This window comes from Micromonospora humi (assembly GCF_900090105.1).
GTDB lineage: Bacteria > Actinomycetota > Actinomycetes > Mycobacteriales > Micromonosporaceae > Micromonospora > Micromonospora humi.
Genome location: NZ_FMDM01000018.1, coordinates 38,361 through 52,984, shown reverse-complemented (window position 1 = coordinate 52,984; position 14,624 = coordinate 38,361). Strand labels below are relative to the sequence as shown.

At 73.0% G+C, this 14,624-nt stretch carries 11 protein-coding genes; 5 read left to right on the top strand and 6 right to left on the bottom strand.

The window, feature by feature from the left end; genetic code table 11:
* Window positions 1–123 precede the first annotated feature (123 nt).
* Complete coding sequence (locus GA0070213_RS32610) at window positions 124–2,079, top strand: AfsR/SARP family transcriptional regulator (protein WP_175441523.1); 1,956 nt, start codon at window positions 124–126, stop codon at window positions 2,077–2,079.
* Here GA0070213_RS32610 and GA0070213_RS27210 read toward each other — a convergent pair.
* The gene (locus tag GA0070213_RS27210) at window positions 2,024–2,875 is read right to left on the bottom strand and encodes a universal stress protein (RefSeq protein ID WP_091070828.1); all 852 of its coding nucleotides are present in this window, start codon (window positions 2,873–2,875) and stop codon (window positions 2,024–2,026) included. The genes GA0070213_RS32610 and GA0070213_RS27210 overlap by 56 nt on opposite strands.
* A gap of 327 nt (window positions 2,876–3,202) precedes the next feature.
* On the opposite strand from GA0070213_RS27210, the gene GA0070213_RS27205 reads away from it, so the two are divergent.
* Both GA0070213_RS27205 and GA0070213_RS27200 read left to right on the top strand, forming a co-directional pair.
* Complete coding sequence (locus GA0070213_RS27205) at window positions 3,203–4,168, top strand: helix-turn-helix domain-containing protein (RefSeq protein ID WP_091070825.1); 966 nt, start codon at window positions 3,203–3,205, stop codon at window positions 4,166–4,168.
* A 107-nt stretch (window positions 4,169–4,275) separates the two neighbouring features.
* The gene (locus tag GA0070213_RS27200; RefSeq protein ID WP_217628667.1) at window positions 4,276–7,035 is read left to right on the top strand and encodes an ATP-binding protein; all 2,760 of its coding nucleotides are present in this window, start codon (window positions 4,276–4,278) and stop codon (window positions 7,033–7,035) included.
* 11 nt (window positions 7,036–7,046) lie between these two features.
* Here the strand turns inward: GA0070213_RS27200 and GA0070213_RS27195 are convergent, their stop codons facing one another.
* The gene (locus GA0070213_RS27195; protein ID WP_091070822.1) at window positions 7,047–8,012 is read right to left on the bottom strand and encodes an SDR family NAD(P)-dependent oxidoreductase; all 966 of its coding nucleotides are present in this window, start codon (window positions 8,010–8,012) and stop codon (window positions 7,047–7,049) included.
* A gap of 83 nt (window positions 8,013–8,095) precedes the next feature.
* Between GA0070213_RS27195 and GA0070213_RS27190 the strand changes: the two genes are divergently transcribed.
* Complete coding sequence (locus GA0070213_RS27190; protein WP_091070820.1) at window positions 8,096–9,019, top strand: AraC family transcriptional regulator; 924 nt, start codon at window positions 8,096–8,098, stop codon at window positions 9,017–9,019.
* A 62-nt stretch (window positions 9,020–9,081) separates the two neighbouring features.
* Here GA0070213_RS27190 and GA0070213_RS27185 read toward each other — a convergent pair whose 3' ends face one another.
* Both GA0070213_RS27185 and GA0070213_RS27180 read right to left on the bottom strand, forming a co-directional pair.
* A complete protein-coding gene (locus GA0070213_RS27185; protein ID WP_091070819.1) occupies window positions 9,082–10,059 on the bottom strand; it encodes a patatin-like phospholipase family protein in 978 nt (325 codons plus the stop codon).
* A gap of 76 nt (window positions 10,060–10,135) precedes the next feature.
* Window positions 10,136–11,089, bottom strand: coding sequence for an alpha/beta hydrolase (locus GA0070213_RS27180; RefSeq protein WP_091070818.1), 954 nt, complete (start codon window positions 11,087–11,089; stop codon window positions 10,136–10,138).
* A 314-nt stretch (window positions 11,090–11,403) separates the two neighbouring features.
* Here GA0070213_RS27180 and GA0070213_RS27175 point away from each other — a divergent pair, with 314 nt between their 5' ends.
* The gene (locus tag GA0070213_RS27175) at window positions 11,404–12,240 is read left to right on the top strand and encodes an NAD(P)-dependent oxidoreductase (RefSeq protein ID WP_139128731.1); all 837 of its coding nucleotides are present in this window, start codon (window positions 11,404–11,406) and stop codon (window positions 12,238–12,240) included.
* Between the two features lie 67 nt (window positions 12,241–12,307).
* Here the strand turns inward: GA0070213_RS27175 and GA0070213_RS27170 are convergent, their stop codons facing one another.
* Both GA0070213_RS27170 and GA0070213_RS27165 read right to left on the bottom strand, forming a co-directional pair.
* Window positions 12,308–13,669 carry a dihydrolipoyl dehydrogenase family protein gene (locus tag GA0070213_RS27170; protein WP_091070813.1) on the bottom strand — a complete coding sequence of 454 codons (1,362 nt, stop codon included), beginning with the start codon at window positions 13,667–13,669 and terminating at the stop codon, window positions 12,308–12,310.
* The gene (locus tag GA0070213_RS27165) at window positions 13,666–14,622 is read right to left on the bottom strand and encodes a carbamate kinase (RefSeq protein ID WP_091070810.1); all 957 of its coding nucleotides are present in this window, start codon (window positions 14,620–14,622) and stop codon (window positions 13,666–13,668) included. Before GA0070213_RS27165 ends, GA0070213_RS27170 begins: the two co-directional genes overlap by 4 nt.
* Window positions 14,623–14,624 lie beyond the last annotated feature (2 nt).

Below are 14,624 nucleotides of genomic sequence, written 5' to 3'. Positions count from 1 at the left end.
TCACGTGACGCATTATGCCCGGGAGGACGACAGCCAGACTCGTGATCGGCGCGGGACGTGCTCCTCGGGTCCCGCAGGGTCGAGCAGCTCGCGCGCGACCCGTGGCGGATGGGAAGGAGAGTGATGGCCGTGCTGTTCACCGTCCTCGGACCGGTCGGCGTTCGACACGACGACCTCGACATCGATCTCGGTGGCCGTCAGCAGCGACTCGTGCTCGCCCTGCTGCTGACCCGCGCCGGATCGGTGGTCAGCCTCACCGAGCTGGTCGACATGCTCTGGGATCAAGATCCCCCCAGGAGCGCCGCAAACGTCATCCATCGGTACATCGGCCTCCTGCGGCGGGCCATCGAGCCCGACCTGCCGGTGCGCGCCGTCGGGACGTATCTGGTCCGGCAGGCCGCCGGCTACCGGCTACGAGCCGATGAGAGCACCCTCGACCTGCTCCGCTTCCGTCACCTCGTGGCCGACGCCAGGCAGGCGGACGAGCCCGGCCGCGCGGTCACGCTCTACCACCGGGCGTTGAGTCTGTGGCGCGGGCCCTGCGCGGCGGGCTTGGAGACGGACATGCGCCGTCAGCTTGCTTTCACCGCGGTCGACGCCGAACGCGTCGAGGTGGTCCGGGACGCTGTGGACGCCGCTCTGCTCACCGGTGACGTGCGACTGGTGCTTCCGGCGGTGCGCGAGGCGGTCGGCCAGAACCCTCTCGACGAGGCGCTGCGGGCTCGGCTCGTCCTCGCGCTGGCGGCCGACGGGCGCCAGGCGGAGGCGCTGGAGAGCTTCCAGGAGATCTGCCGCCGGCTCAGCGACGAGCTCGGCATGGACCCGAGCCGCGAGCTGCTCGCGGCCTACGAGCGCGTGCTGCACCAGCGGTTCGCGCCGATCGCCACCGGTCCGGCCCCACGGCGACAGGCGGGGGGTGGGGATGCCAGCCGGCCGGCGGACCCGCCACGGACGCCGGCTCAGCTGCCGCCGGATCACCCCTTCTTCAGCGGCCGGGCCGATGCGCTGGCCCAGGCCGAGCACCTTCTGGACGAGGACCGGCGGCACGGACGGGCCACGGTGGCCCTGGCGATCGACGGGATGCCGGGCGTCGGCAAGACGACCCTCGCGATCCGGCTGGGGCACCGGCTGGTCGCGGCGTATCCGGACGGGCAGCTCTACGCCGACCTGCGCGGCTTCACCGCCAAGGATGATCCGATGAGCGCGACCGAGGCGCTCCGAGGGTTCCTCAGCTCCCTCGGCGTGCCGGAGGAGGCGATGCCGACCGAACTGCACGCGCTGGCCGGCCTCTATCGCAGCATCCTCGCCGGGCGTCAGGTCCTCGTGATGCTGGACAACTGTCGCAGCTTCGAGCAGGTGCGGCACCTGCTTCCCAGCGCACCCGGCTGCCTGGCGATCGTGACCAGCCGCACCCGGATCACCGGCTTGATCACCACCGCCGGCGCCCATCCCCTGCCGCTGGATCTGCCCTCGACCGACGAGGCGCGGGAGCACCTGGCGCGGCGGCTGGGACCCGAACGGGTCGTCGCGGACCCGACAGCGGTGCACGAGATCATCATCCGGTGCGGTCGGCTGCCGCTGGCCCTCGCGACGGTCGCCGCACGCGCTGTCACGCATCCCGATCGGTCACTCGCGGAGATCGCCGACGATCTGGCCGACGGCGGCCGCCGGCTCGACTACTTCGGCGAGCACCTCGATGCCGAACTGACGACGGTCTTCTCCGGCTCGTACCGGGAACTGAGTCCGTCGGCGGCCCGCCTGTTCCGGCTGCTGGCCCGGCACCCCGACCCGCTGACGACCGCGGCGGCGGGCAGCCTCGCCGCCGTCGATCCCGGCCGGGCCAGGAGTCTCATGGCCGAGCTGGTCACCCATCGCCTCACCCAGGTCCGCTCCGGCCGGTACGAGATGCACGACCTGCTGCGGGTGTACGCCGCCGGCCTCGTCGACGACGAGGACCGCCGGCGCGAGCCGGTTCCGCGGCCGGCCCGGTCCCGCCCGTCCCGTTCCGGCGTGGCCACCTCCGTCAGGGCACGGGGGCCGTCGACCACGTCGGCGCCAACGGGCGGTGCCGCACGATGACCACCGGAGCGTGCGCGTGACGCAGCAGCACCTGACTGACCGAGCCGAGCAGCAGCCCGCCCAGTGGGCCGCGCCCGTGCGCGCCGACGACCACCACCTGCGCGGCGCGGGACTCCTGCGTCAGCACGACCGCCGGTGTGCCGCGCAGGTCGCGGTGCCGCACCTCCACGTGCGGATACCGCTCCCCGCACGCCGACGGTGGAAACGCCCGCGGCGCCGCCGGATCGCGCCGCGCGTGGACCGCGACCAACGGGGCTCCGCGGTGGGCGGCCTCCTCGAACGCGAATCCGACCGCCTCGGCGGACAGATCCGAACCGTCCACCCCCACCAGCACCGGGCCGTCGACGCGCGGCTCACCGCGTACGACGAGCACCGGGCTCAGGGCGTAGGCCGAGACCTGCTCGCTGACCGAGCCGAGCAGCAGCCCGGCGATGCCACCCAGCCCCCGGTGCCCGAGCACCACCAGCGCAGCGTGGCGGGACTCGCCCAGCAGGACCGGAGTCGCCGCCCCGTCGACGACCGCGCCGGTGACGGGCACCTCGGGGGCGACCCGGGCCGCCTCGGCGACGGCGTGGGCGACGTAGCGCTCCGCCTGGTGACGCAGCCCTCCGCCGGGTGGCCCACCTGCGGCAGGCCCGAGCGGTACGCCCATGAGCGGCCAGATGAAGGCGTGCACCACCCGCAGCGGACGGCGCCGGTACGCGGCTTCCCGAGCCGCCACCCGCACGGCGTCCAGAGCCGCCGGGGATCCGTCCACGCCGGCGACGACGAACGCGCCGGCCATGGTCGTCGTCATGACGCCCTCCTGAGCTCGAGTCCACGGACGCCAGGTGCATCACCCGGGTGACCGGGACCATTCGCCCCGGCGGCCCGCGTGCGCCTCACGTCACCCCGTCACCGGGATGCCCGGCGGCCGGAATTCCTCGAAGCTAGCCACGGCAAGTGGCAGAGCAGTGCCGTGGCAGTGCGTCAGCGCCGCTGACAGCGGCGCTGATCCGCGTACGGTGGGTTCGGTCCGGCGGCCGATCGGAGAGGCGGAAACCACCTCCCGTCGGTGGTATCCCCATCCATACCGCGGCGATAATGGGGGCAGCGTCTCCGTGCTGCTGAAAGGTATGACGTCGTGGCAGTCGTCTTCGACACCGATGGCCTGGCGGTCGCCGAGCGCGTGGACGCCTTCCGTGCCATGGTCGTCGACGCGACGGTGCCCTCCAGCGTCGTTCTCGACCCCGAGGCGCCCGGCGTGCCGCTGTCGGCCCGGCTCGCCACGTGGCAGCTGGGCCCCGTGCAGGTGGTGCGCTCCGAGGCCAACCACCGCATGCAACTGGCCCGCAGCCCGCGGCAGACCCGGATCGGCTGCACGCCGATGCTCTCCTTCGCGGTCCAGACCCGCAACGTCGCGCGCCACGAGCAGTTCGACCACGTGCGGACGGTGCCCGTCGGCGCGCTCAGCTGCATCGACCTCACGGCGCCCTACCGGTTCGTGCAACACCACGTGCACGCCGGCTGCGCACTCCAGATTCCCGTCGACGAGCTGGACCTGCCGGCGAGCGTCGTCAGGCGAGCTGTCGCGACGCTGCCGGGCAGTCCGCTCTACGACCTGATGACCGCCCATGTGACCACGCTGAGCCGGCACCCCGACCGATGGGACGCCCAGGTCGCGGGCGGAATGGGACGGTCCGCCGTCGAACTGGCGCGCTCACTGCTCCTGTCGGCCGCCGACAAACCGTACGTACCGGCCGACGACGACACGCTGCTCTCCCAGGTCCGGGCCTACGTCGCACGGCACCTCGGCGATCGGGACCTCAGCCCGGACCGGATAGCCGCCGCCCTGCACGTCTCCGTTCGGCACCTCTACGCGGTGTGCGCGCGAAACGACGTCCGCATCGAGCAGTGGATCATCGCGCAGCGTCTGGACAGGGCCCGGACCGATCTCGCCGATCCGGCACACGCGGCATGCACCGTGGCCGCCGTCGCACGGCGGTGGGGATTCCGTGACTCCGCCCATTTCAGTCGTCGGTTCCGACGCGCCTTCGGAGTCACCCCCACCGACTGGCGCACGACGGCCGCGGGCCAGCAGATGCCATAGCTGAGACTGCACGACCATTGTCCGAGACTGCACGATCGTGGTTCGAACCGTCCTACCGGACCATCATCCGGGCGTTTCACCCCTCCCGGCTTGTCAGAGTGGCAACCATGAACGCGATCGCCGTGCAGGATCCGGCTCGTGACGCCCCCCTGATCATCGGCCGGGACGCGGAGTTGCAGCTGATGCGCCGCCTCGTCGGTCGAGCCGAAGCGGGCGAGGGCGGCGCACTGCTCGTCCGGGGCAGCGCCGGGGTGGGCAAGTCCGCCCTCCTGCGCACCGTGCACGCCGAGGCTGCCGGACGCGGTCTGACGGTCCTCTCCGCGTCCGGGGTGGAGACCGAGCGATGGTTCCCGTACGCCGCGTTGCACCTGCTGCTGCGGCCACTGGACCGGAACGTCGAGAGGCTGCCGCCCGGCCATCGGCGGGCGATCCGTCAAGCGTTCGGCGCCGAGCAGACTCAGCCGGAGGTCCACCAGGTCGCCCTCGCCACGCTCGAGCTGCTCGCCGACGGCGCCCATCGGCGGCCCATCCTGCTGCTGATCGACGACCTTCAGTGGGTCGACACACCGAGTCGGGACGTGCTCACCTTCGTCGCGCGCCGCACCGACGATCATGCCATCCTGCTCGTCGGCGCGGCCCGCAGCGACCACGTCGACCCGTTCCGCTGGGACGACCAGGCCGACCTGGACCTGGGGCCGCTCGACGAGGCAGCCGCCGCCGCGCTGCTCGATGCCGCCGCACCGGAGCTGCCGCCGCAGGCGCGGGCTCTCCTCCTGACCCAGGCCAAGGGCAACCCGTTGGCGCTGGTCGAGCTGCCCAAGTCGGTGCAGGGCACGCCGGAGGAGACGGAGCACCTGCCGCTGACCCGGCGGCTCGAGGTCGCCTTCGCGATCCGGACCGATTCGATGAGTGCTGCCTGCCGAATGCTGCTGTTGATCCTGGCCGCGGAGCCGACGGCGCCGCTGAGCCGGCTGCTCGCGGCGGCGAGCCAGCTCACCGGCTCGGCGGTCACCCTGGACACGCTCCAGGAATCCACCGACGCGGGTCTGGTCGCCCTGATCGACGGGCACCCCGAGTTCCGGCATCCGCTCATGCGCTCCGCCATCTACCGGCGGGCCACGATCACCGACCGGCTGGCAGCCCACCGCTGCCTGGCCTCGGTGTTGGCGGACGACCCGGAACGGCAGCTCATCCACCTGGCTGAGGCCGCGATCGGCCCGGACGAGGAGCTGGCCGCCCGGCTCGAACGCTTCGCCGACGCGGCACAGGCACAGGGCAAGATCGCCGCGGGTGTCCCGGCTCTGCGCCTGGCCGCCCGGTTGGTACGTGACCCGCACCGCCAGACCAGAATTCTGATCAGGGCGGCTGAGCTGTCCAGTCAACTCAGCGACCGCGCCGACACCCGGGCGTTGCTGGCGCAGGCCGATCTGAACACCCTCGGCCCGGTGGAACGCGGTCGTCTGATGCTCGTGTCCGACAACGCGGCTTTCGAACCTGACGAACCCCAGAGACGGATCCACGACATGGTCCTCGTGGCCTCGGCCGCGATGGACGTCGGTGACCGGCACGTCGCCGAGGACCTGTTGTGGCGGGCGGCCGCGCGGTGCTTCTTCCAGGACGGCGACGCGGCGACGCGCGCCGAGACAGCGGCCGAGCTGCAGCGGTGGAATCCCGACCCGGACGGCCCGCACTCGCTGGCGGTCCGGTTGTACACCGAGCCCTACCGGTACGGGGCGGATGTCCTTCCGCGGCTGCATCGGGCCGACCTGGACCGCAAGGACGGCTACCTCCTGCACTTCCTGGGTAGCGGAGCCATGGTCGTCGGCGACTTCACGCACGCGTCGCGGTTCCTGGCCCGGACGGCCGCCATCTGGCGGGAGCAGGGACGGCTCGGCCTGCTGGTGCGGGCCCTGGCCGGCAGCTGGCCCCGCTTCTACCTGGGCAGGCTCGAGCAGGCCCGCACCGAGTCCGAGGAAGGGCGGCTCCTCGCCCGGGAGGCCGGCGAGTCGATCGCGTGGCTGGGCCTCACGGCCACGGCCGCGCTGGTGGCCGTGACGCGTGGGGAGATCGCGTCGGCGACCCGGATGATCGAAGACCTGCGCGCCAGCAGCCTGTTCCTCGGCATGCCCTTCGCCGCCGCGATAGCCCAGCAGGTCAACGGACTGCTCGCGCTCTTCGACGGACGGGCCGGTGAAGCGTACGACGTCTTCGCGCGGATATTCGATCCGGACGACCCGCACCACCACTCCGTGAGCTGTTGGCTGGTGGTGCCGGACCTGGCCGACGCCGCGGTGGCCGCCGGAACCGTCGACCAGGCACGCGGGTTGCTGGCCGACCTGGCGGACCGGGCCGCCCGGCTGCCGTCGGAGATGATGCGGATGGCGGAGGCCTACCGCGACGCCGTGCTGGCCCCGGACCACGACGCGGAGCGGCTCTACCGCCGGTCGCTGACCGCACTGCCGGAGGGCTGCCTGCTGATCCGCGCCCGTCTGCACCTGCATCACGGACGCTGGCTGCGCCAGCAACGACGCTATCTCGACGCCCGTGCCCCGCTCCGGACCGCGCGGGACGAGTTCGATCGACTGGGCGCCAGGTCGTGGGCCGAAGCCGCCCGCAGCCAACTACGGGCGGTCGGCGAGAACACCGGACGACGGTACGTCAACATCGGTGAGCGACTGTCCAGCCAGGAGATGCAGATCGCGTTGCTCGCGTCGCAGGGCCTGAGCAACCGGGAGATCGGGGAGCGCCTGTTCATCTCGCACCGGACGGTCAGCTCGCACCTGTACCGCATCTACCCGCGCCTGGGGGTGACCAACCGGGGACAGCTGGCCGCCGTCCTCACCGGCAACGACCAGGTGGGTGACTGAGCATCGAGGCGCTACCGGGACGTGATGACCTGCTCGGCGTACGCCCAGAGCCGGTCGGCGGCAGCCGGGTCGACGGCGTGCTCGGCCACCCCCGACGTGGCGTCCGGACCGCCCGGTACGACCGCCGCCTCCTGGTTGTCCTCGAAGTAGCGGCCGGTGACGCCGGCCAGCATCGGGGAAGCGGCCAGCAGCACGGAGGTCGCCGCGCCCTGGGCCGGGGTCTTGTAGTAGTCCGGTACCGTCCGGTCGCCCTCCTCGTCGACCGTCACCCCGAACGCGCGCAACGTGTCCTCGTCGAGGTGCCGCTGCAGGTTGGTCATGACGTAGCCGGGGTTGGCGGCGTTGGCGGTGATCCCGTCCGCGGCCCAGTGCCTGGCGATCCCGACCACGAGCAGGACGTCGGCGGTCTTGGACTGGAAGTACGCCTCCCACGGGTCGTACGGTCGCCGGTCGAACTGCGGGTCGTCGAAGTCCACGGCTCGACGCAGTTGCGCGCCCGAACTGACCACCACCACCCGCCCGGACCCGGCGCGCAGGTGGTCGCGCAGGCCCCGGACGAGGGCGAAGTGGCCGAGATAGTTCGTGGCCAGTTGAAGCTCCCAACCCTGCGGGGTGACCTGCCGGGTCGGGACCGCCATGACGCCGGCGTTGGCGACCAGGGCGTGCAGCGGGCCCGCCCACGCCGCGACGAAGGCGTCGACCGACGCCAGGTCGGCCAGGTCGAGGGCGACCGCCCGAACGCTGCCCGGACCGGATCCGGCGAACTCCTCGGTCAGCGCGACGGCGCGACCGGGGTCGCGCGTGGCGACGGTCACCTCGGCGCCCGCACCGGCCAGGGCACGCACGGTCTCCGCACCGATGCCCGAGGCGCCGCCAGTGACGATCATGCGGCGTCCGGTGAGGTCGACGCCGTGGAGGATCTCGGTGGCGGTCGTCCGGGCAGTGAAAGGCGTGGTCAGGCGTGCGACTGCTGTCATGATGGCAACGCTACGACCGGCACGGACGACCCGCCCATGGCTCAGCGTCCGCCACTGTTTCGCGGGCGTCCGAAGGAGGTGCGGTGGACCCGCTGGAAGACGTGCTGGCACTGCTCGGGGCGACGAGCCAGGTGTCGGCGGGGCTGGCCGCCGGCGGCCGCTGGGCGGTCCGGTTCCCGCCGCCGGCCGGGGCCAAGTTCAACGCCGTTCGACGCGGCACCTGCTGGTTGCGCGTGGACAATCGGCCGGATCCGGTCCACCTCGGTGAGGGCGACTGCTACCTGCTGACCCGCCCCGTGGCGTTCACGCTGGCCAGCGACCCGGACCTGCCGGCCGAGCCGGCGTACCCGATCTTCGCGGCGGCCGGCGACGGCGTGGCCCGCGTGGGTGACGGCGATGGCCCCGATGCCTTCCTGATCGGGGCCGCGTTCTCCTTTACCGAACGGGCCCACACCCTGCTGCTGGACAGCCTGCCGCCGCTCATCCACGTGCCGGCCGCCGCACCGGAGGCGGCGACCGTGCGGTGGGCGCTCGACGAGCTCGACACCGAGCTGCGGGAGGGGCAACTGGGGGCCGCCCTCGTGGCCGAGCGCCTCGCCGTCGTCATGCTGGTCCGGATCCTGCGCCTGCACCTCGCCCGTGGCCCGGAGCGTCCCGCCGGCTGGCTGGCCGGCCTGGCCGATCCGGCGGTCGCCGGCGTGCTGCGGGCGATGCACGCCCGGCCGGCCCACGCGTGGACGGTGGCGGAACTGGCCGGGGCGGTCGGGCTTTCCCGGTCGACGCTCGCGTCCCGGTTCAGGGAGATCGTCGGCAAGGGCCCGCTGGAATACCTCACCGAGTGGCGGATCGAGCTCGCCGCGGACCGGCTTCGCCGCGGCGACGACACCCTCGCCGTGATCGCCCGCGCTGTCGGCTACGGCTCGGAGAGCGCATTGAGTGTCGCGTTCAAGCGGGCCACGGGCCACTCGCCGGGCGCGTACCGCAGACAGCTCACCGGCACCGGGTGACCACTGGCCGACACCGCAGTGGACCCGGCCGTGCAGGGCGGTGGTGAGAGACGCGACCGTGCTCATCGGCCGGCCCCCGCAGCGGAGAGCACCGGCTTCCCGTCCCCTTCGATCGACGAGCGTGCGGGTGAGTCCTCCCGGTACAGGCCGGGTCCGCCGATGCGCAGCCGTTCGATGAAGCACTCCGCCGCTCGTTCGGCGGTGCTGATGAGTCGCTGCGACTGGCCGAAGTCCCACGGGGCGGGCCATGTCTCCACACCGGTCGGCAGGACAACGGTCGGGATGCGCCCGGCGACCTCCTGCAGGTCGCGCTCGATCTGGTGACGCAGCGACAACAGCGCGGCCCGGGTCGCGATCGTTCCGGCCCGTCGACGCGGCACGGCCGGCCGCACCGGCTGGGTTTCCGCCCCGGTCGCCAGGACCACCACGCTGGCCGCCCCGGCCTGCCAGGCCGCCCGCACCGGGACGTAGGCGACGACCCCGCCGTCGACAAGCGTGCGGCCCTGCCGCGTCACCGGTGGCAGGAAGCCCGGGATGGCCGCGCTGGCCAGCAGCGCGGACGGGAGGTCACCCCGGTCGAGCAACGCCTGGGCGCCCGTGTCGAGGTCGGTGGCGACCGCCGTGAACGGCACCGCCAGCTCGTCGATCCGGGCCGGCAGCCCGGCCCGCGCGATCAGCCGGCGCAGCCCTCGATCCGCGAAGACACTGGCCCTCGTGGGGAGGTAACCGACCGGGAAGACGTCGCGGCGCCGCAGTGACGTCCACACCTCGGTCAGCCAGGGCGTCGCCCGGCCGGGGTGAGCGGCCACGATCGCCCCGGTGAGGGCTCCGACCGACGTACCGATGATCAGATCTGGGCGGAATCCGCAGCGTTCCAGCGCATGTCCGGCGCCCACGTGCGCCGCGCCGAGCACGCCACCGCCGCTCACCACCATCGCCACCGGGCGAGGCAGGGCGTCCAGGCCCGGCGGCTTCGTCGTCGCGGACAGCCGGCCGGCGCGTGCCGGTGAAACCCGTGCCCGACGGTCGTCAATCGTCATGATCCACCTCTCATGATGATCGGAGTGGTCCTGGCGTCCGGGCAGCGGGACGGCGCCCCGGTCCCCGGACGGCAGGTCAGTCCGTGGTGCCGAGCGCCCGCCGGAGGACGGCGATCGCCTGCGCCGTGGCGCCCCTCGCCGCGTGGGTGTCCTTCAGCGGGTTGAGCATCATGAAGTCGTGGCAGATGCCGTCGTACCGGACGGTCGTGATCGGCACGCCGGCGGCGCGGAGCTTGGCCGCGTACGCCTCGCCCTCGTCGCGCAGCACGTCGGCCTCGTCCACGCAGAGGTACGCCGGTGGCAGCCCCCGCAGGTCCTCCGGGGCCGCGAGGTTCGGCGACGCGGTGATCTCCGAGCGGACCGACCGGTCCGGGGCGTAGTTGTCCCAGAACCAGGCCATGCCCTTCGCCGTCAGGAACGGGCCGTTCTCGAACAGCCGGTACGACTCGGTGTCCTGCCGCGCGTCCGTCACCGGGTAGTACATCGACTGGTGCACGAAGCGCACGTCGCCGCGCCGCCTCGCCAGGATGGTGACCGCCGCGGTCATGTTGCCGCCGACCGAGTCACCGGCGATCGCCATCCGGGCGGCGTCGAGCCCCTCGTCGGCGCCCCTCTCCGTCACCCACCGCGCCGCCGCGTAGACCTGCTCGATGGCCACCGGATAGTGCGCCTCGGGCGACGGGGTGTACGCCACGAACACCACCGCCGCGCCGACCCCGGTGGAGATCTCCCGAACCAGGCGGTCGTGCGTGCCGGCGTTGCCGAGCACCCAGCCGCCGCCGTGCACGTACAGCACCACCGGCAGGACGCCGGTACTGCCCTGCGGCCGAACGATCCGGACCCGAACGTCACCCACCGCCGCGGGCACCGTCACCCACCTGTCGTCCACCGCGGGCGCGTCGACCGGGTCGGCCTGCACGTCGTCGAGCACCTTCCGCGCCTCGACCGGGGTCAACTCGTACAGGTAGGGCGGCTTCGCCGTCACCTCCGCGAACTCCTGAGCCGCCGGCTCGAGCACGATGTCAGCCATCACACATCCTCCAGGTTCGTCGTGGGCTGTCGACGACGACGCTAGGTACGAGCAGTGCCGACCCAGTGCTGTTCAAGTGCGCGAACACTTCCGCGGTCGCCGGCATCGAGGGCCAGCCGGGATGGCCGGGCCGGACGGCACTCGTCCGGCACCGGTCCGGCACCGCGGGAGCGCAGGGTGATCGTGCCGGTCCCCGGCGGCACCGGCCCCACCGACCAGACGGGACACCACCATGTGCATCACCACGCCGTTCGACAGGCGATCGACGGTCGCCGACCGGGCGACCATCGCCCGCTGCGGAAGGGAGAGGTTCCTTGCTTGACCTTCGACCCGAGATCGGTTGGATCGGTCTCGGCGACCAGGGCGCGCCGATGGCCCGCGCGGTCGCCGAGGCCGGCTATCCGCTGCACGTCTGGGCCCGCCGGGAGGCGTCGCTGACCGCCCTCGCCGGTCGACCCTTCACCGCCCACGACACCGTCGCCGATCTGGGCGCGGTGTGTGACATCGTCGCGGTCTGCCTCGGCGACGATGTCGACGTACATGAGGTCGCCACGACCGGAGGGCTGCTGGCGTCCCTCGAGCCCGGCGCGGTGCTCGTCAACCACGGCACCGGACTACCGGCGTTCGCGGCCGAGCTGAGCGAGATCGCGTCGGCCCACCGGGTCGAGGTGCTCGACGCGCCGGTCAGCGGCGGACACGCCGCCGCGGACGAGAGGCGGCTGACCGTCACCGTCGGCGGCGACGCGGACGTGTTCCACTACGTACGTCCACTCCTGCGATCATTCGCCACGACCGTCGCCCACCTCGGCGGTCCCGGCGCCGGCCGGCTCGGAAGGCTGCTGGACCACGCGCTGCTGATGGCCAACCAGCAGAACCTCGCCGAGTTGTTCGAGGTCGCCGGACGACTCGGCGTCGACCTCCCCGCCCTGTTGGAGGTCGTCCGCGCGGGCGACGGGTCCAGCGTCGCCCTCCAGTCACTGGGCCGCACGGTCACCACGGAGAACGCCGAGCAACTCGGGCGCCGCCAACTCGTCGACGTCGACCTGCACCGCCGGGCCGTCGCCGGGCTCGGCGGCGACGACGCGCTCACCGAACGGGCGATCGCCGGCGCGCAGGCGCTGCCCGACCTCGTTCGTCGCCTGACGGGGTGACAGTCGACGGCCGGGCAGCGGGTGCTGCCCGGCCGCCGGCGTGCCGAACGGGGTCACCGCGGCGCTGTCACCCGAGGGCCTCCAGCGCGGTCTCCACGACCCGGTGGAACGTCGGGTAGGTGTAGATCATGTGGCGCAGGCGGGCGACCGGCACCTCGGTCTGCACGGCCACGTTCAGGCCGTACAGCACCTCACCGCCCGCCGGGCCGGTCGAGGTCGCCCCGACCAGGACGCCCCGATCGGCGTCCTCGACCAGTTTGACGAATCCGTCGGTGCCCGGCCCGTGGATCCAGCCGCGGGTGGATGCGGCGACCGGCACCAGACTGGTACGGACATGGCGGCCCTGCGCACGCGCCTGCCGCTCGGTGAGGCCCACCGCCGCGATCTCGGGGTCGGTGAAGGTGACCCGCGGTAGCGCCCGGTAGTCGGCCTCGGGTCCCGGTCGGCCCAGGATGTCCCGGACCACGATCTTGGCCTGGTACATCGAGACGTGGGTGAACGACCCACGCCCCGTGACGTCGCCGATCGCCCACAACCCCGCTCCGGCCCGCAGCTGTCCGTCCGTGGGCACGGCGTGGGCCGTCGGCTCCAGGCCCACCGTGTCGACGCCCAGCGGGGCCAGGTCGGTCGTCCGTCCGGTGGCGACGAGCAGCCGCTCGGCGCGCAGCGGCGCCTCGGCACCCTCGCGGCGCACGGTGAAACCGTCGGCGTGATGGTCGACCCGCGCGATCCGGGTGTCGGTGAGCACCGTGACGCCGTCGGCCCGCAGCGCCGTCCCGGCCAGGTCCCCGGCCTCCGGTTCCTCGCGCGACAGCAGCCGCTCACCACCTTCGACCACGGTGGTCGCGCAGCCGAAGCGGGCGAAGACCTGGGCGACCTCCACGCCGATCGCGCCGCCGCCCAGGATCAGCATCGACGTCGGCAGTTCCGGGGTCGCCATCGCGTCCCGGTTGGTCCAGTACGGCGTCGCCGCGAGCCCCGCCACGGGCGGGATCCTGGGTCGACTGCCCGTGGCCAGCACGACACCGCGACGGGCCGCGAACGTCCGGTCGCCGACCGCCACCCGACGCGGGCCGGTGAGACGACCGGTGCCGCGGACGACGCGTACCCCCTTGGCCACGAGACGGTCGGTCGCCAGCTGGTCGGTCCAGCCGTGGGTGGCCTCGTCGCGGATGCGTCCCGCCACCCGGCTCCAGGCCGGGGTCACCTCGCCCGGCCCGGCGAGGAGGAAGGAGCGACGGGCCTCCGCCACCAGGTTCCCCGCCCGAATCATGATCTTGCTGGGTACGCACGCCCAGTACGGGCACTCACCGCCGACCAGCTCGGCCTCGATTCCCACCACATCGAGCCCGGCGTCCGCCAGGGCGCCCGCCACGTCCTCGCCGCCCGGCCCCAGGCCGATGACGACGACGTCCGCCTGCTCGGTCATCCGTTGCCTCCTCCGTTTCGTGCCGTCCGGTGGGTGGAACCCGTCGACCCGGCGGCGGGGACCACCGTGGTGCCGCTGGTGCCGGCGAGTACGGCGGGCGCGTCGTCGAGGGCCCCGATCGCCGCGGGGTGGCCCGAGGCCCGCACGAACCGGACACAGGCGTCGACCTTGGGGGCCATGGATCCGGCGGGGAAGCGCAGACCGGCGAGGGTGTCCACGTCGACGGTGCGTACCGGGGAGGCGACGGGGGTGCCGTAGTCACGCATGACGGCCGGCACGTCGGTGAGCACCAACAGCCGTTGCGCGCCCAGCCGCAGAGCGAGCAGCGCGGCGGTGAGGTCCTTGTCGACGACCGCTTCGACGCCGTCCAACCGGCCGTCACGGGACTCGACCACCGGCGCGCCTCCCCCACCGCCGCAGACCACGACTCCGCCACGTTCGGCCAGGGCGGCCAGCGTGTCCATCTCGACGATCCGGCGCGGCTCGGGTGAGGCAACCACCCGCCGCCACCGCTCGCCGTCCCGGCCGATCCGCCAGCCACGTCGGTCGGCGATGGCCCGCGCACGCCGCTCGTCGTAGCCGGGCCCGATGAACTTCGTCGGCGTGGCGAAGGCCGAGTCGTCCGCGTCGACGACGGTGCGGCTCAGCACGGCGACCGCCGGCGCGCCGGCGTTGTGCAGCTCCTGGACCAGCCAGTAGCCGATCATGCCCTGGGTCTGGGCGCCGAGCACGTCCAACGGGTACGGCTGGCTCAGCGCCGGGTCGTTCTCGCTCTCCTGAGCGAGCAGGCCGACCTGGGGACCGTTGCCGTGACACACGATCAGCTGGTGGTCGGTGGCCAGGTGCGCGAGGGCCGTCGCAGCGCGACGCACGTGTCGTCGCTGAATCGCCGCGTCCGGTCCCTCGCCGCGTTCGAGCAGGGCGTTGCCGCCGAGGGCGATGACGATACGCACGG

Coding starts and splice junctions, on each gene's coding strand:
- GA0070213_RS32610 (WP_175441523.1), top strand. CDS start 124: ATGGCCGTGCTGTTCACCGTCCTCGGACCGGTCGGCGTTCGACACGAC.
- GA0070213_RS27210 (WP_091070828.1), bottom strand. CDS start 2,875: ATGACGACGACCATGGCCGGCGCGTTCGTCGTCGCCGGCGTGGACGGA.
- GA0070213_RS27200 (WP_217628667.1), top strand. CDS start 4,276: ATGAACGCGATCGCCGTGCAGGATCCGGCTCGTGACGCCCCCCTGATC.
- GA0070213_RS27195 (WP_091070822.1), bottom strand. CDS start 8,012: ATGACAGCAGTCGCACGCCTGACCACGCCTTTCACTGCCCGGACGACC.
- GA0070213_RS27185 (WP_091070819.1), bottom strand. CDS start 10,059: ATGACGATTGACGACCGTCGGGCACGGGTTTCACCGGCACGCGCCGGC.
- GA0070213_RS27180 (WP_091070818.1), bottom strand. CDS start 11,089: ATGGCTGACATCGTGCTCGAGCCGGCGGCTCAGGAGTTCGCGGAGGTG.
- GA0070213_RS27170 (WP_091070813.1), bottom strand. CDS start 13,669: ATGACCGAGCAGGCGGACGTCGTCGTCATCGGCCTGGGGCCGGGCGGC.